We start from the raw sequence: 15719 nt of genomic DNA on the forward strand, positions 1-15719 counted from the left end.
TCACTCTCCCGCACGCGGGTCGATGGCCAGCGCCTGCGCGACGCAGGAAGCCGGTCTGGCCTGGATCAGTTCGACGGCAAGCCCGTCGGGAAGGCGAAGCCAGTTCCACCCTTGGGGCATCTCCGTCACGCCGAATCGTTGTGCGGCGGCCAGCGCGGCTTCCAGGTCTTCGCACATCACGCCGAGATGGGCGAGCCGGCCTTCGGGGCCTTCGTGTTCCGGCGCGTGGATGAACTGCAGGCCGCCGAGCGTCCAGTATTGGCGCGGCGCGTCGAGCGTGCCGTCCACTTCGCGCAGGGTCATGCCCAGCACTTCCTCGAAGAAACGGATGTGCCAGCGGATGTCCTTCACCCAGATCGCAACGTGTTCGAGATAGGCTTTCGGGGCATTCATGCGGCAGCCTCCTTGCGTTGGCGATCGGCCATCGCGCGTTCGAGCCCCTTGATGCAGGCGACCAGCGTTGCATTGACCGGCGTCGGCACGCCGTAGCGCTGCCCCCAGCGCACGACCGATCCGTTGATGAAGTCGATTTCGGTGATCGAACCCTTCTCCAGGCTTTGCAGCATCGACGTCTTGAAAGTGGCCGGCAGCCCTTCGGCGGCGAGCGTCCAAGCCTGTTCGGGATCGGTCATCGACAGCTTGACGCCCGCCGCCTGCGCCGCCGCGATCGCCTCGGCCACGGCCGCGAGCGACGTCGCCTTCAGCAGCGGCTCGTCGTAAAGCTGCCCGTAGGTGAGACCGGTCAGGCCCGTCAGCGCGCCCGTCGCGACATTCACCAGCAGCTTGTCCCACATCGTGCCGACGATGTTGTCGCTGATCGTCGTGGCGAGGCCGGCGGCATTGAACGCGGCGGCAATCGCCTGCACGCGCGGCGTGATGCGGCCGTCGAGTTCGCCGATATGGGTGGCCTTGCCGATCACGCCGGATTCGATGTGTCCCGCGCCGCGAAGCACGCCGCCGACGTAAGTCTTGCCGGCGAGCACGCGCTCGCGGCCGACGACGTCGATCAGGATGTCCTCGTGTCCGAGCCCGTTTTGCAGCGACAGCACGGCGGTTTCGGGCCCCACCAGCGATTGGGCGCCGCGGATCGCGGCGTCGGTGTGGAACGACTTCACCAGCACGATCACCAGGTCGGCCACGCCGACATCGTCCGCGCGAGTCGTCGCGCGCACGCGCACCTGCCGGGTGCCGCCCGCATCGTCGACCCGCAGTCCGTCGCGCCGCATCGCATCGACGTGCGCGGGCGAGCGGTCGATCAGCCAGGTCTCATGACCGCCTTGGGTGAGGGTGGCACCGATCGCACAGCCCAGTGCGCCGGCCCCCAGAATCGCGATTTTCAATGGCTTCTCCTTGACGTATGGCTTCACGATAGGAGTCGCCGCTCATATCGACAATGCAATGAATATAATGACGTCATTGCCTTGGACAATAGTGCGACGATGCCAGCCGACCTGCCCGACCTGAAGCTGCTTCAACTGTTCGATCTCCTGTACGACGTACGCAGCGTTACGCGCGTGGCCGAGCAACTCGGCCAGAGCCAGCCGACCATCAGCATCTGGCTCGGGCACTTGCGGGAATACCTGCACGATCCGCTGTTCATTCGCACGCCTGGCGGCATGGCGCCGACACCGCAAGCCGACGCGCTGATCGGGCCGTGCCGGGAAATTCTCGAATCCCTGCGGCGCTTCACTGCATGGGAGATTGCGTTCGATCCCGCGACGGCCCAGCGACGCTTTCGCATCTGCATGACCGACGCGAGCCACGTCACGCTGCTTCCGCGCTTGCTGGCCCATGTCCGGGCGCAGGCCCCTGGCGTCCGGCTGGAAGCCGCACGAATCGACGGCAATACGGAACGGGCGCTCGAATCCGGCGAAGCCGATCTCGCGATCGGCTATGTGCCGTGGCTGGGCGGCGGCATTTATCAGCAGAAACTGTATGACCAGGACTGGGTGTGCCTCGCGAACCGGCATCATCCGAGAATTCGCGGGCGCCTCGGGGCAAAGCAGTATCGTTCCGAAGGGCATGTCGCCATTACGGCGGGAACCGGTGCGCAACTCCTCGAACAGGCGTTGAGACAGGCGCGCATCGAACGAGACGTCGTGCTGGAGTTGCCCGGTTTTCTGGGGCTGGGGGCGATCGTCCAGACGACCGACCTGATCACGACGCTCCCCCGTCATATCGGCGAGACGCTGGCGCACGCCAGCGACCTGGCGGTTCATGCATGCCCGATTCCGGTTGACGGTTTTGCGGTGCGGCAGCATTGGCACGCGCGCTATCACCATGAGGCCGGCAACCGCTGGCTGCGCGGCCTCGTGATTCGATTGTTCGGTGCCGCGCATCGATCGGCAGGCGACGCGCCGGAACCGCATTGAGGCTCGATTGAATGCCGTCGAAAGATCCGATGCTCGACGATCGGATGTTCGCTCGCGCACCGACATCCCGGGCGGCCGCGGCCAGCGCTTCCGCATGTGCTCCGGCGACGGTGTATTCGTTGGGCGCTTCCTCCTCGCGCGGCACTGCTGCCGCTAGCGTTGCCATCGCAGCAGCGACGAGAGCCGCCTGGTTGTCATACAGTAGTTCCGTATCGCCATGGCGAAGTTCGTCGAATGTCTTGATCACGGCATCGTCGACCGCAGCGCATGCCGTGTAGCACGCGTCGGAAGGAAGTCGAGGGTCAATCGTCGTCGGCAGCGTCGGTATGCACTAGTGCATTTGCAACTGTTGCGGAGCACGAAGGTTTGTGACCATGTCGAATCCACGGCGCACTGCGCCGGATGCCGACCACCCGGGAGCCCCGCATGTCCGAAACGATCTTCGATGCACTGCGCGAAAGCCATGAGATCCAGCGCACGCTGATGCGCCGGCTGTTACGGTCAAGGCCAGGCCCGGATCGGAGTATCCTGTTCGAACAGCTGCGCATCGAGCTTGGCGCGCACGAGGCCGCCGAGGAGCGCTTTCTGTACGCTCCGATCCTGATGGACGACCGCGGGCTTCATCCGTCGCGCGATGCACTTGCCGATCATCACCGGATGGACGAGATCGTCGACACCCTGCGCGGCCGCGACTCCGGCGCGCGCGGCTGGCTGGCGACCGCCAGGAAACTGTCAGGAGAGCTGCACGATCATCTGAAAGAAGAAGAGAAGATCTTCTTCCAGATTTCCGGAAAGATCCTGCGCGATACGGAAAAGTCGGCGCTCGCGAAGCGATACCGGAACGACTATCGGCGCATGCACGCGCGGCTGGCGGACGAATAGCGGCCGGCGACGTCATCCTCTACCCGGACGGCACATCATGAAAACCTTCCACTGCGGCCAATGTTCGCAACTGGTGTTCTTCGAGAACGTGAAGTGCGAGCGCTGCGATGCACTGCTCGGCTATCTGCCGGACGTCGGCGAAGTCGGCGCGTTCGAGCCCGCGGGCGACGGAACATGGCGCAGCCTGCACGCGGCCGCGCCCGGGAAACGCTATCGGCAATGCGCCAACTACGCGATGGAGCACGTTTGCAACTGGATGATTCCGGCGGAAAGCGACGACACGCTGTGCCGCGCATGCGTGCTCACCGAGACGATCCCGAACCTGTCGTCTCCCGACAACCGGCTGCTGTGGTTCCGGCTCGAGGCCGCGAAGCGACGGCTGCTCTATACGCTCCTCGTGCTGGGCTTGCCGGTGGAATCGCGCGCGCAGCAACCGGCACGCGGGATGAGCTTCGCATTCAAGGCGTCGTCGGACACCGAGCGCGTCATGACCGGCCATGCGAACGGCCTCATCACGGTGAACCTCGACGAAGCGGACGACGCGAAGCGGGAGCGGATCCGCGCGGACATGCGCGAGCCCTATCGCACCTTGCTCGGTCACTTCCGGCATGAAATCGGCCACTACTACTTCGACCGCCTCGTGAGCGGCAGCCGCTGGATCGAATCGTTTCGCGCCTGTTTCGGCGACGAGCGCGCCGATTACCAGGCGGCGCTCGACGCACATTATGCCAACGGCGAACCCGCAGGCTGGGAGAACGCGTACGTCAGCGAGTACGCGACGATGCACCCGTGGGAAGACTGGGCCGAAACGTGGGCGCACTACCTGCATATCGTCGATACGCTCGATACCGCGACCGCGTGCGGGCTCGTGCTTGCCCCCGACGACGCGAGCCTGCCGACGCTGGCAGACCAGACGTCCGTCGACGAAGCGAGCTTCAGCAGCCTGATGCGGCGCTGGTTCCCGCTGACCTACGCGCTGAACAGCCTGAACCGCAGCATGGGGACGCCGGACGCGTATCCGTTCGTGCTGGCGCCTGCCGTCGTCGCGAAGCTGCGCTTCGTGCACGATGTCGTGGCTGCATCGAGCGACGCGACGGCGGCCCAGCCGTCGCTCGTCGCGTATGCGGCGGGGAGCGGGGCGGAGCCGGACAGCGTGCGATAGACGTCCGCGCCTGGCGAGGCCCGACACGATTCGAATACAGACAAGACACGCGGCATGCGCGTCGTGCATGTCGCAAATGTTTCGTGCCAACGGCGAGTGCGTTTTCACGCAGGATGGGCCTGCGCGGGCGCCCCGCTTTTTTCAAGGAGAATTCCCGATGAAGTTCCTCTCGATCGCAGTGGCGTGCATCGCGTTGTCGGCCGCTTCCCTGTCGGCTCAGGCGGCCGGATGCCTGAAGGGTGCGGCGGTGGGTGGGGTGGCCGGGCACGTCGCCGGCCATCATGGCGTGGTCGGTGCGGCGGCGGGATGTGCGATCGGCCATCACCATGCGGCGAAGAAGGCGAAAGAGGCGAGTGCGGCGGCCGCCGCGTCGCAGTGACGCGACGGGACGAGCGGCCGCAACCTGTTGCCGCTCGTCCGTTCCCGCCGGGTGGCCGTAGCGACAATCCGGATGGCGCCCCTGCGGCCCCTTCGTCGAACGGCGCAAGATCCGCGCCGACGATGCGGCGTCAGGTGCTCGCGATCGCCGCGGCGTCGCGGCGGCGGTATCGGAAAAACGACCACATCATCGCGGTTGCGTCCGGCCCTTCCGCGGCATGAAACGGCACGCGAGCGTCGCCGCCACTCCACGCGTGACCGAGCCTGCGGACGATGCAGACACGCACGATGCAGCGGCCGCCACGCCGATGGTCGACGACCAGCCGGTCGCCTCGATCCGACACGGTGCGCGTACCGCTGATGGGCTCGCCCTCCGCGTCGATGAAATGATTGACGCGCAGCCACTGTCGCGCCGCCTGTTCCGCGTTGATCTTCGCAACGACGCCGTCCCGTTCGCCGTGCACGATCAGCGCCGGCATGCCGGGGTAGTCACGCACGCAGACGGCCGCATCGACGAGCTGCACCGGATCGCCGCGACTGCCGTACTGCATCACCTTCAATGCGTCGAGCGATGAGCGGGCGGCAGCGGAAACGGCGCCTGAATGAAGCGCCACGGCCGCGAACAGCGCGGGCTCGTGCAGTGCGAGTTGCGCGGCAAGCCCCGCGCCGGCGGACAATCCCGCGACGTAGACGCGGGCGGGGTCGAACGCATGCTGCCTGACGATCGCGCGGATCAGCGACGCGATCGCATCCGCGTCCGAGCCGGCGGCCGGCTCGGGCGGGTCGAACCAGTTCCAGCAGCGATGGGGGTGCCTGCTTTTCGATTGTTCGGGCAAGAGTACGGAAAAGCCGAAGCGATCGGCGGCACGATCGATCCGCGTGCCGAGCGCGAACGATTCGGCCGTCTGCTTGCAGCCATGAAGCATGACGACGAGCGGGCCATGGCGTGGCGCACTGCGCGGACGATACAGCGAGTAGGTGACGTGATTGACGAAACGGCCGGGCGCCGGCGGCGACGAAAAGAACGAGCGGGCCCATACGCCGTCGGTGGACAGCGCGGGCTGCTTGCTGGAAGCGGGCTTCGCGCGTGGCGCGGCCGTGCGTCGCACGGCCTTTCTCCTGGGCGGCGAAGCGAACGGATTCAATCTCAGCCAGAGACTCACCGGTTTTCGCGGCATGATCAGTGAGCGGCATGCGGCGTCGCATGCCGGATGGTGACGAAGGGCACGCGGTCGGCCGTCAGGCCGCGCGATTGAACAGACGGATCACGAACAGCAGGATCACGGCGCCGATGACGGCGATGATGATCGAGCCGAGAATGCCGCTGAAGCCGATGCCGAGCAACCCGGCGAGCCAGCCGCCGATCACGGCGCCGACGATGCCGACCACGATGTCGATCAGCAAGCCGAAACCTCCACCCTTGACCAGTACTCCCGCGAGCCAGCCGGCGATTGCGCCGATGATCAGCCATACGATCAAACCATGTACGTCCATGATGTTTCCATTTCCTTCGGATCGACGACAGATTCGTGAAACGGGATCTGTTCGGCGGTCCACGCAATATAGGACAGAACGCGCAACGGAATCGCCTCCTTTTGCACTACACGGCGAAACCGTTCCGCACGATTGAAATGGCCCGAAGAAATCGGACCGGTCAGCGCGCCGGGCCTCCGATAGCAGCGGCCGCTCCGGCACTCACCTCGGTCTGCGCCGATCTACTGCTGCATGATGTCCCGCGTCATTCGCCCGATCAACGTGACCAGCCCGGCGCGAACGGCTGTCGTCACGAGCCGCCGCGGTCCCAGGATGACGAAACCGGCCAGCGCCACCGCGACGGCCGCGCCGGTCGACCCGCCGAGGGTCGGCAGCTTCACCGCCGGATATTCCGCGATGTCGCCGGGACGGGCTCGCCGAGTCATTTCGGTGACGTGGTTCGACGCGGACAATTCGGCCCGGGTCGCCGCCATGCGGGCCAGCAGGACACGCCGCATCGATTCCGGCGAACCGTCGGGGATTCGGCTTTTCATCACAGGCTCTCTTTGACGGTCTGGATGTCGCGCTGCAATTCCTCGGTCAGGACGGAAAACGTGCCGCGCTCGTCACGCATGCGCACCGCCGCGAACGATGCGATGGACACGCACACCCAGAACCCGGCGACGACCCAGGATGTTTCGATCAGGTACGGCGTTCGCGCGGCGCTGACGATCGCCGCCACGCACACGAAGGCCAGCCCGAACGTGACGCTCAGGCCGAGCAGCGCGTACAGCATCAGATCGCGCAGGAAGTACTTCCTGGCGAGATCGAATTCGATCGCCGCGAGACTCGCGTAATCGGTCAGGCGCGCGACCGAGAATTGCGCGACATCCTGCCATTTCCTGATTCTTGAAAGCAAAACCATGACATGCTCCGATGATGACCTCAACGCATGCCGTCGGGCTCGCGACAGCCGATCAGCGCTTCGACCACATTGCGCCGACGATGAAACTCACCGCCGCGACGGTCGCCAGCGCCGCAATCGGGTTGCTTGCGGCAACGTCGCGCACCTGCTCGAGCGCCTCGCCATAGGATTGCTGAACCGCGCCGGCCACCTGACGCGCTTTTCCCTCGAACTGCATGTCGGCACGGTCCGTGGCGTCCCCCACCGCTTCCTGCGCCTTGCCTGCGAGCTTCTGTACCGTGCCTTCCGTCTTTTCGAACATGATCGACCTCGTCATTCAATCGGGTTGCCTGACTATCGGGACAACGCTGGATCACATCCGTGAAGCCATCCGATATCCCGTGGCTCAGTGTAGAGAGGCCGCGGCGTACGGGTCATGTTCAAATGCACCGGGACGGGTAGTGCATTTGAGGGGGGCGGTGACGAATCGCGTCGCATTGACTGCCGACGGTTGGGGGCGAACGCGGCGCGCGCGGCCGGGGGCGGCTCAGGCGCGCCCCATGATCCGGTCGCCGAGCGAGATGCCGAGTTCGGACAGCGATGCGTTGGTCGTGAGCTGAAGCCCTTCCCAGCGCGACAGCGCGGCGTCGAACGCGGGGCCGCGCTCGACGCCGCGTAGCGCCTCGGCGAGACCGACGGCATTCTCCGCCGCTTTCGCGACACCTGCGGCCGTGTGCGGCCGGACGAGGCAGGACGCATCGCCGAGCAACACCGCGCGGCCGAACACCATGCGGTCGACCGCGAGATCGAGGATCGACTGCGCGAACGGCGCGCGCGTCGCCCCGACGAGCGCGGCGAGCGTCGGCGCGAGCATCCGGCAGCCCGCGTCGACGAGTTCGAGCCGGTTGTCGTCCCTCATCGCGCCGGGCGGCAGCGAACCGTCGCGTTGCGTACCGTCCTGCGCCAGGAACAGGGACGGCAGGCGATCCTGCGCGAGCCGCCGGTACCAGACCCAGTTGACGCGCCGTTTGCCCGGTTCGATTGCGCCGTCGCGGCCGGGCACCAGATAGGTGAGGAACAGATGCGCGTCGCCTTGCTGAAACGTGAAGCGCTCGCGCAGCACCTGCAGCACCGTGCTCGGAAGATCGTGCTCGTCGACGAGCCCGCGCCAGGCGACATAACCCGCGTACGCGGGCCGCGCATCGGGCAACAGTTGCGCGCGAACGTTCGAGCGGCCGCCGTCGGCGCCGACCAGCAGGTCGGCCTGCTCGACGCGGCCGTCCGCGAAATGCGCGATCACGCGATCGCCTTCCTGCTCGAACCGCTCGAACGATACGCCGGCGTGTACGACGCCTGCAGGCAGCGCGCGCTTCAGGGCCGTGTAGATCACGTTCCATGCGGTCTGCGTTTGTGGCATGTAGTAGCGTTGCACGATCCGGTCGTGCCCGTCGAGATAGATCCGGTCGACGGAATCGACGCCCCCATCGCGCGGCACCGGTACACCGCCGAACGCGAACGCGCGCTCGATCGGCGGTTGCAGCACGATACCGCCGCCGCGGCTGTCGAGGTCGTTCGGCGATTGCTCGAATACCTTGACGCGCCATCCGGCCGCACGCAGCGCGGTCGCCGTGAAAAGCCCGCCCACCGATCCGCCGACGACGATCGCCAGCGGGCCCGAAACGTCGCTCATGATGCCTTCCTCCCGATGATCCGTGATGTGTACGGCGATTCAGCCTTCCCGGTGGTTCAGGCACTCGGGCAGCAGCGCGCTCACGCGCGCCGGCTGCTCGTCCTGCTGCGCGATGGGCTCGGCACGCAGGTTCGCCGCCATGCTGCGCAGACGGAATTCATGTCGAACATCTTGCCGATCGCATGGAAATCGTCGCCCCGGATCGCGATGGTCGGGCACGCGATCCTCACCTCGACGTCGGCGAGATCCTGCTTCACGTCCTCCGCATTCGCGCGATAGTCGGCCAGTGCGCCGCGCACGGCGTCCGGGCGTCGATATCGATCTAGTACTGGCGGATGCCATTCGCGATGACGGTGTGATGGGCGATCGAAGGCGTGGCGGTGGTCATGTGACGATCCTTGTTCGGTTCAGTCTGCGCACAGTTCGGGGGCGGGTGCCAATGTCTTTCGAGGATAGGCGAAGCGATCGGCGGGTCGGATAAATTGTTCTGAATTCGTCTGGCTGCGCGTGCGGCCGACGAACTGCCGCGCGGCTGCAATGGGCTGCGAATCCAGACGCGCCCGAACGGCGCGGTCATGCACGAGGCGTCGATGTCGGACATGATTTTCGACGTCGAAACGCGGGTCGTGCTGCCGAGCGACGTGATGAGGCTGCCGGCCGGCAACGTGATCGTCACGGGCATGCCCGCCGGTATCGGGAAGGCGCGCAACCGCAACTCTGGATGAAGGCCGGCGACGTGTGCGAAGTCGAGATCGGGCTGCGTGGCGTGTTGCGCAATCCGGCCGCTGCTGGGCGGCGCGACACGTGGCGAACGCGTGGCGCGACCGTCGGCCGCCGCGTCAGGCGCGCCGGCGGCGGCGGGCGGCCGTGCCCGGCGCGAGCTGCTTCAGCGCGGCGGGCGTGCCGTGCAGGAACGCGTCGACCAGCCGTTCGATTTCGGTGTCGAGATCGTCTGGCACCGGCAGGCCGTAGACCCACTTGCGGACGCCGAAATAGAAGATGCTCGCGTGCAGGCTCCAGACCAGTTCGATTTCCGCATTGCGCTGGGTCTCGGTTGCCGGCGTGGCGAGGTCGTATTCGTGCCGCAGCTCGCGCAGCACCGGCAGGAACACGCGTTCGCGCAGCCGCGACAGGTAGCGCGTGTTGAACCCCTCGCGGCTGAGCCCCGCGAAGATGAAGGTGCGGATCCATTCGCGCCGCAGGATGGTTTGAGCGTACGCACGGTAGAACGCGACAAGCCGCTCCTGCAGCGGCACCGCGCGATCGGCGATCAGCTTTTCCCAGTCGGGATTCCACGTGTAGATCTCGTCGTACACGCGATCGATCAGCGCCTCCTTGCTCGGGAAGTACCGGTACAGCAGCGGCTGGGTGACGCCGATCTGCCGTGCGAGCTCACGCGTGCTGCCGGAAAAGCCGTGTGTCGCGAAGTGCTCGATCGCCTTCTCGACGATCTGACGCTCGCGCGCTTCCGGCGCAAGCCGGCGGCCCGGCGTGACGGCGTTGCCGTCGGCGTCCGTCCCGCGCTCGCGGGCCGGCGTGCTGCGTTTCCTTTCGGTCATTCATCGGCTCCTGATGGCACGCTGCTTAACTATCGATCGAAAAATAACATGGTTGGGGCGTCGAATACGACCGCGGCGCGGCTTTTGTCGCGGTGCGGGGCACGTTGCGGGGTCGTCCCGCGACGAATCGGGCCGGCAGCGCCGTCCGGCGCTCGGGCGGCGAATTCAGAAAAATTCAGGCCGTCCGCCCATGACTTTAAGACGCGCCTTAACTAGTCTAGCTTCCGAACCGCCGCATGGTCCGGACGCCAGTCGGCGATCCGGGCCGGCCGGCGAAACCGGAGTGGAGCATGCGTTATCTCATCTCGCCGCGCGCAGGCACGACGTGCGCCGGCGCTGCCGACACCTTCCAGGAAGCCGCGTCATGCCGCCGCAGCCAGTAACCGCGGGCACCGCCGCGGCGCCCGATCGCGTGCGCGGCGAGGACGTGTTCCTCGCGTCGATCGCGGGTTATGTCGACACGCTCGGCTTCGTCGCGCTGTTCGGCCTGTTCACCGCGCACGTCACCGGCAACTTCATCCTGATCGGCTCGGGGCTGGCCGGGGTCGGCCAAGGGCTCACGATCAAGTGGCTCGCGTTTCCGGCCTTCATCGCGGGCATCGTCGGCGCGCGGGTGCTCGACCACCGGATGCGGTCGCTGGGCCACGGCGTGCGCGCGCGTTCGCTGTATGCGCTGCAGGCCGTGCTGCTGGCCGGGTTCATGCTGGCCGGCGTGATGGCTTCGCCGATCGCCGACGCCGATGCGCCGAAAACGATCCTGTGCGGCCTGCTCGGCGCCGCGGCGATGGGCGTCCAGAACGCGCACGGCCGGCTGACGGCCCGCTCGGTCGTCGCCAATACGGTGATGACGGGCAATGTCACGCAGGCGGTGATCGATGCGTTCGACTGGCTCGTGCCGATCGCCGCGCCGGCCGAACGGGTAGCCGCGCGCGTGCGGCTGCGGCGCACGCTGCCGCCGGTCGCCGGTTTCGCGCTCGGGGCAGGCGCGGGGGCGACGGCCTATCTGTATGCCGCCTTCTGGGCGCTGGCGTTGCCGCTCGCGGCGCTGTGCTTCCTCGCTTATCAATCCGGCCGGCCCGACGAGGGGCCGGCGCCACGCTGAATGCGCGCGCGCCATACGGCCGCGCTTGCCACTTTCCAGGAGAATTCGATGATTGCACTGAAGTTGCGACAAGTATTGCGGATGACGGCCGCGTCGACGGCCGTGCTCGGCGCATTGCTGGCGACCGCGCCGGCCCAGGCCGACGAAACCCGCCTGCTGGAGACCTCGTCCGCGAAGGTGCCGGCCGTCACCGTCGGCCCGCAATACGACACGACGCACGTGTGCGTCGCGCCGGAAGACTTCGACCGCTTCACCGACAGCTTCGTCGCGACCTTCGGCGGCAAGAAGTCGCAGCAGGGCGTGTTCCAGGTCACGCCGACGCCGAGCCAGACGATGTCGCAGCTCGTGTTCACGCCGGCCGGCACGATCTCGGTGTTCGGCTTCAAGACGCCGATCCCGTATCCGTTCTGTGCGGAGCGCACCGGTTATCTCGTCACCGACATGGACGTCGCGATGAAGTCGGCGCGCGCGCACGGCGCGGACGTGGTCGTCGACACGTTCCCCGACCCGATCGGCCGCGACGCGATCATCCGCTGGCCGGGCGGCGTGAACATGCAGTTGTACTGGCACACGCAGGCGCCGAAATACGACCCGCTGCAGACGGTGCCGGAAAACCGCGTGTACGTGTCGCCGGAAAGCGCGAGCAAGCTGGTGCACGACTTCGTCGCGTTCTCGCGCGGCAAGGTGGTGTCCGACGTGCGCAAGGCGCCGGGCGTCGAGATCGGCCGGCCGAACGACACGTACCGTCGCATCCGCATCGAGTCGGGCTTCGGCAAGATGACCGTGCTGGCCACGGACGGCCATCTGCCTTATCCGTTCGGCCGCGAGATGACCGGCTATGAAGTGCCGGACCTGGCCGCCACGTTGGAGAAAGCCAAGGCGGCCGGCGTGACCGTGCTGGTGCCGACGTTCACGTCGGACGGGCGCGATGCGGCGCTCGTGCAGTTCCCGGGCGGCTATGTCGCCGAGATCCACGCGCGGTCGAAATAATGGATCGTCGGCCGATGCGACGGGCGTGGCGGCGCGTGCTGCCGGCCGCCGTGCTGGCGGGCGGCGTCGCGACGTACGCAGGTACGGCGGCCGGTGCCGAGGAAGCCGCGCCGGCCTCGACCGCCGGCACGGCGTGTACCGCCAAGCGTCCCACGGTGCTGTTCAACCGCTGGCAGGAAGACTGGTCGGTGCTCGCGAATCCGTGCGTGCCGCGCGCGCCGCTCGATTCGCTGAAGTACATCCCGCTGGGCGGCGACCCGTCGACCTACCTGTCGCTCGGCGCGAACCTGCGCGAGCGCTTCGAGCTGAACAACGCGCCGCTGTTCGGGCTCGGCGCCGCGCACGACGACAATTACGTGATCCAGCGCGCGACGGTGCATGCGGACCTGCGCTATGCCGGGCACTTTCAGGCGTTCGTCCAGTTCGTCGATGCGCGGCCGTTCGGCAAGGATACGGTCGGGTCCGTCGACAAGGATCAGCTCGATATCGAGCAGGCGTTCGTCGCGTATGTCGACCAGGTCGGCGGCGGCACGTTCAAGACCCGCATCGGCCGGCAGGAGATGGCCTTCGACCTGCAGCGTTTCGTGTCGGTGCGGGACGGGCCGAACGTGCGCCAGGCGTTCGACGCGCTGTGGGCGGATTACGAAATCGGCAAATGGCGGCTGATCGGTTATGTGACGCGCCCGGTGCAGTACCGCAACGACGCGGTGTTCGACGACGTGTCGAACCGGCACCTGAGATTCGACGGCGTGCGTATCGAGCGCAACGGCATCGGCCCCGGCGACCTGTCGGGCTACTGGTCGCGCTACACGCGCGACAACGCGCGCTATCTGGCCGGGGCCGGGAACGAGCGGCGCGACGTATTCGACATGCGCTACGCGGGCAAATCCGGCCGGCTCGACTGGGACGTCGAGGCGATGCTGCAGACCGGGCACATCGGGCAGGACACGATCGGTGCATGGGCGTTCGGCGCGCTGGGCGGCTACACGTTCGCGAAGACGCCGGGCACGCCGCGCATCGGCATCCAGGTCGACGGCGCGTCGGGCGACAAGCACCCCGGCGACGGGCGCATGGGCACCTTCAACCCGCTGTTCCCGAACGGCTATTACTTCACGCTCGCCGGCTACACCGGCTACAGCAACCTGATTCACGTGAAGCCGTCGCTGACGTTCAAGCCCGCCAGCAACGTGACGGTGCTGACCGCGGTCGGTTTCCAGTGGCGCGAGACGACGGCCGACGCAATCTACGGGCAAGGGATGCAGCCGGTGCCGGGCACGGCCGGCAAGGGCGGTTCGTGGACGGGCATGTATGCGCAGGCCCGCGTGGACTGGCTCGTCAGTGCGAACGTGGCGCTGGCCGTCGAGGCCGTGCACTTCCAGGTCGCCGACTCGATTCGCGCGCTCGGTGCGCGCAATGCCGACTATGTCGGCATGGAAGCGAAGTTCGGCTGGTAATGCGGCGCGCCGCGCGGCTCAGTGCTGCGCGCCTGCCAGCGCCTCGACGAAATCGATGAATGCCGTGACGCGCTTCGAGCCGCGCTGATTCGGCAGGTAGAGCGCGCTGACGACCGAGCGGGCCGCATCGGGCGTGACGTCGTACTGTTCGAAGAGCCTGCGCAAGCGGCCCGACTGGACGTCGGCATCGACCAGCCAGTCGGGCAGCAGCGCGATGCCGGCGCCGTCGAGTGCGGCATCGCGCAGCACTTCGCTGTGATTCGACTTCAGGCACCCGGCGACGAGCACTTTCGTCGTGCCGTGCGCATCGGCAAACGCCCAGGCCCGCTGGTCGCCGCCGAAGTGAAAACGCAGGCAAGCATGGTCGACCAGCTCGCCCGGCGTCGACGGCGTGCCGTGCGCATCGAGGTAGTCGTGGCTCGCGACGACATAACGATGGAACGTGCCGAGCTGCCGCGCGACGACTTCCGCGGACGGCGCCGCTTCGCCGAGCCGGATCGCGACGTCGATCCGGCCGGCGACGAGATCGACGCGTTCGTCGGTGAGTTGCAGGTCGAGGTCGAGCTTCGGATAGCGCGCGAGGAAGGCCGCGACGTGCGGCGCGATGCGGCGCACGCCGTACGCGACCGGCACCGACACGCGCAGCGGCCCGGACGGCTCGTCGCCGCGATCGGCGACCAGCGCGTCGGCTTCCGCGAGTTCCTCGAGCAGCCGCTTCGCGCGGGTGTAGTACACGGCACCGGCATCGGACAGCGTGACCTGCCGCGTCGTGCGGTTCAGCAGCACGGTGCCGAGCGACGCTTCGAGTGCGTCCACCGCGCGCACCACCGACGACGCCGCGAGTTCGAGACGCCGGCCCGCGCTCGAGAAGCCGCCGGCTTCCGCTACTTCCACGAACGCGCGCAGCGCGGAGAATTTGTCCATGTCGTCGCCTTTGTCGCTTCGTGACTTCGTGCCTTTGTGTATATCGCAACGATGCGTTGCGTGCCGTTCGCATTCTATCGCCGGCCCGTAAGCGCTATCTTCAGGACTGGCAATGTACAGGAAGGAGCGTGCGATGAAACCCCTCGAAGTCACGGTGACCTACGATCTCATCTGCCCGTGGTGCTGGATCGCGGAGCACCGGCTCGCGCAAGCGTTCGACGAAGCAGGCGTGGCCGGCAACGTGAGTGTCCGGTTCGTGCCATTCGAACTGAATCCGACGATGCCGGCCGGCGGCATCGACCGCAAGGCATACCGGAGTGCGAAGTTCGGCAGTTGGGCGCGCTCGCAGGCACTCGACGCGCATGTGGCCGAAGCCGGCCGCGCGGCGGGCCTCGTGTTCGATCATGCGCGAATCGCGCGCACGCCGAACACGCGGCTTGCACACCGGCTCGTCTGGTTCGCGCAGCAACGCGGCAGTGCGGTCGCGCTCGTCGATGCGCTGTTTGCCGCGTATTTTCGCGACGGCCGCGATATCGGCGATGCGGACGTGCTGGTCGAGATTGCGGCGGGCGCCGGTTTGGCGGGCGACGCGGTGCGTGCGTTCCTCGCGTCCGGCGAAGGGCTCGACGCGGTGGTTGCGCTCGAGGCGGAGGCGGTGAGTGAAGGCATCGCTTCGGTGCCGTCCACGCGCATCGGGCGGTCGGTCGTCAGCGGCGCACAGCCGGCTGCCGTCTTTCGCGACGCGTTGATCGACGCGCAGCGCGCGCTCGGCGAGATCGCCTGAATCCGGGCCGGCGCTGCCTGGGCACGGCTGGCAGAACGATTCATG

General features: G+C 67.1%; 21 protein-coding genes. 9 read left to right on the forward strand and 12 right to left on the reverse strand.

Features of this window, described 5'->3' with window-relative positions; translation table 11 throughout:
• A complete protein-coding gene (locus ACPTTC_RS36480; RefSeq protein ID WP_423396165.1) occupies positions 1 to 393 on the reverse strand; it encodes a VOC family protein in 393 nt (130 codons plus the stop codon).
• Positions 390 to 1340, reverse strand: a complete 951-nt coding sequence (locus ACPTTC_RS36485) for a ketopantoate reductase family protein (RefSeq protein ID WP_226198217.1) — start codon at positions 1338 to 1340, stop codon at positions 390 to 392. Before ACPTTC_RS36485 ends, ACPTTC_RS36480 begins: the two co-directional genes overlap by 4 nt.
• Before the next feature lie 81 nt (positions 1341 to 1421).
• On the opposite strand from ACPTTC_RS36485, the gene ACPTTC_RS36490 reads away from it, so the two are divergent.
• The 4 genes from ACPTTC_RS36490 to ACPTTC_RS36505 all read left to right on the forward strand — a co-directional run bounded on the left by ACPTTC_RS36490 (position 1422) and on the right by ACPTTC_RS36505 (position 4795).
• Positions 1422 to 2372, forward strand: coding sequence for a LysR family transcriptional regulator (locus tag ACPTTC_RS36490; protein WP_226198476.1), 951 nt, complete (start codon positions 1422 to 1424; stop codon positions 2370 to 2372).
• A gap of 426 nt (positions 2373 to 2798) precedes the next feature.
• Positions 2799 to 3254: a hemerythrin domain-containing protein gene (locus tag ACPTTC_RS36495; protein ID WP_226198216.1), complete on the forward strand. Its 456-nt coding sequence runs from the start codon at positions 2799 to 2801 to the stop codon at positions 3252 to 3254.
• A 37-nt stretch (positions 3255 to 3291) separates the two neighbouring features.
• Positions 3292 to 4416 carry a zinc-binding metallopeptidase family protein gene (locus ACPTTC_RS36500; protein WP_423396166.1) on the forward strand — a complete coding sequence of 375 codons (1125 nt, stop codon included), beginning with the start codon at positions 3292 to 3294 and terminating at the stop codon, positions 4414 to 4416.
• 157 nt (positions 4417 to 4573) lie between these two features.
• Complete coding sequence (locus ACPTTC_RS36505; RefSeq protein WP_226198214.1) at positions 4574 to 4795, forward strand: hypothetical protein; 222 nt, start codon at positions 4574 to 4576, stop codon at positions 4793 to 4795.
• 130 nt (positions 4796 to 4925) lie between these two features.
• Here the strand turns inward: ACPTTC_RS36505 and ACPTTC_RS36510 are convergent, their stop codons facing one another.
• The 8 genes from ACPTTC_RS36510 to ACPTTC_RS36545 form a co-directional block, all read right to left on the reverse strand.
• Entirely contained in the window at positions 4926 to 5903 is a 978-nt protein-coding gene (locus ACPTTC_RS36510) for a PHB depolymerase family esterase (RefSeq protein WP_226198213.1), read from the reverse strand.
• A 130-nt stretch (positions 5904 to 6033) separates the two neighbouring features.
• Positions 6034 to 6288, reverse strand: a complete 255-nt coding sequence (locus ACPTTC_RS36515) for a GlsB/YeaQ/YmgE family stress response membrane protein (protein WP_226198212.1) — start codon at positions 6286 to 6288, stop codon at positions 6034 to 6036.
• 221 nt (positions 6289 to 6509) lie between these two features.
• Complete coding sequence (locus ACPTTC_RS36520; protein WP_423396167.1) at positions 6510 to 6785, reverse strand: hypothetical protein; 276 nt, start codon at positions 6783 to 6785, stop codon at positions 6510 to 6512.
• Positions 6786 to 6820: 35 nt separating this feature from the next.
• The gene (locus tag ACPTTC_RS36525) at positions 6821 to 7192 is read right to left on the reverse strand and encodes a hypothetical protein (protein WP_423396168.1); all 372 of its coding nucleotides are present in this window, start codon (positions 7190 to 7192) and stop codon (positions 6821 to 6823) included.
• A 52-nt stretch (positions 7193 to 7244) separates the two neighbouring features.
• A complete protein-coding gene (locus ACPTTC_RS36530; protein WP_423396169.1) occupies positions 7245 to 7493 on the reverse strand; it encodes a CsbD family protein in 249 nt (82 codons plus the stop codon).
• Positions 7494 to 7718: 225 nt separating this feature from the next.
• Positions 7719 to 8861 carry an FAD binding domain-containing protein gene (locus ACPTTC_RS36535; protein ID WP_423396170.1) on the reverse strand — a complete coding sequence of 381 codons (1143 nt, stop codon included), beginning with the start codon at positions 8859 to 8861 and terminating at the stop codon, positions 7719 to 7721.
• An 80-nt stretch (positions 8862 to 8941) separates the two neighbouring features.
• Positions 8942 to 9160: a hypothetical protein gene (locus tag ACPTTC_RS36540; RefSeq protein WP_423396171.1), complete on the reverse strand. Its 219-nt coding sequence runs from the start codon at positions 9158 to 9160 to the stop codon at positions 8942 to 8944.
• Between the two features lie 23 nt (positions 9161 to 9183).
• Positions 9184 to 9462, reverse strand: a complete 279-nt coding sequence (locus tag ACPTTC_RS36545) for a hypothetical protein (RefSeq protein WP_423396172.1) — start codon at positions 9460 to 9462, stop codon at positions 9184 to 9186.
• On the opposite strand from ACPTTC_RS36545, the gene ACPTTC_RS36550 reads away from it, so the two are divergent.
• Positions 9437 to 9586, forward strand: a complete 150-nt coding sequence (locus ACPTTC_RS36550) for a fumarylacetoacetate hydrolase family protein (protein WP_423396173.1) — start codon at positions 9437 to 9439, stop codon at positions 9584 to 9586. The genes ACPTTC_RS36545 and ACPTTC_RS36550 overlap by 26 nt on opposite strands.
• A 114-nt stretch (positions 9587 to 9700) precedes the next feature.
• On the opposite strand, the gene ACPTTC_RS36555 is transcribed toward ACPTTC_RS36550, so the two are convergent.
• Complete coding sequence (locus tag ACPTTC_RS36555; RefSeq protein WP_423396174.1) at positions 9701 to 10420, reverse strand: TetR/AcrR family transcriptional regulator; 720 nt, start codon at positions 10418 to 10420, stop codon at positions 9701 to 9703.
• 364 nt (positions 10421 to 10784) lie between these two features.
• On the opposite strand from ACPTTC_RS36555, the gene ACPTTC_RS36560 reads away from it, so the two are divergent.
• The 3 genes from ACPTTC_RS36560 to ACPTTC_RS36570 are packed head-to-tail and all read left to right on the forward strand — an operon-like array spanning position 10785 to position 13966.
• Positions 10785 to 11522 (forward strand): YoaK family protein, encoded by a 738-nt coding sequence (locus ACPTTC_RS36560; RefSeq protein WP_423396175.1) that lies wholly within the window; start codon positions 10785 to 10787, stop codon positions 11520 to 11522.
• A 48-nt stretch (positions 11523 to 11570) separates the two neighbouring features.
• The gene (locus tag ACPTTC_RS36565; RefSeq protein WP_423396176.1) at positions 11571 to 12512 is read left to right on the forward strand and encodes a glyoxalase; all 942 of its coding nucleotides are present in this window, start codon (positions 11571 to 11573) and stop codon (positions 12510 to 12512) included.
• 14 nt (positions 12513 to 12526) lie between these two features.
• Complete coding sequence (locus ACPTTC_RS36570; RefSeq protein ID WP_423396177.1) at positions 12527 to 13966, forward strand: alginate export family protein; 1440 nt, start codon at positions 12527 to 12529, stop codon at positions 13964 to 13966.
• An 18-nt stretch (positions 13967 to 13984) separates the two neighbouring features.
• Here the strand turns inward: ACPTTC_RS36570 and ACPTTC_RS36575 are convergent, their stop codons facing one another.
• Entirely contained in the window at positions 13985 to 14890 is a 906-nt protein-coding gene (locus ACPTTC_RS36575; RefSeq protein WP_423396178.1) for a LysR family transcriptional regulator, read from the reverse strand.
• A gap of 133 nt (positions 14891 to 15023) precedes the next feature.
• On the opposite strand from ACPTTC_RS36575, the gene ACPTTC_RS36580 reads away from it, so the two are divergent.
• Positions 15024 to 15674: a DsbA family oxidoreductase gene (locus tag ACPTTC_RS36580; protein ID WP_423396179.1), complete on the forward strand. Its 651-nt coding sequence runs from the start codon at positions 15024 to 15026 to the stop codon at positions 15672 to 15674.
• Positions 15675 to 15719: the final 45 nt, after the last annotated feature.

The organism is Burkholderia mycopellens (assembly GCF_964265025.1).
Classification (GTDB): domain Bacteria; phylum Pseudomonadota; class Gammaproteobacteria; order Burkholderiales; family Burkholderiaceae; genus Burkholderia.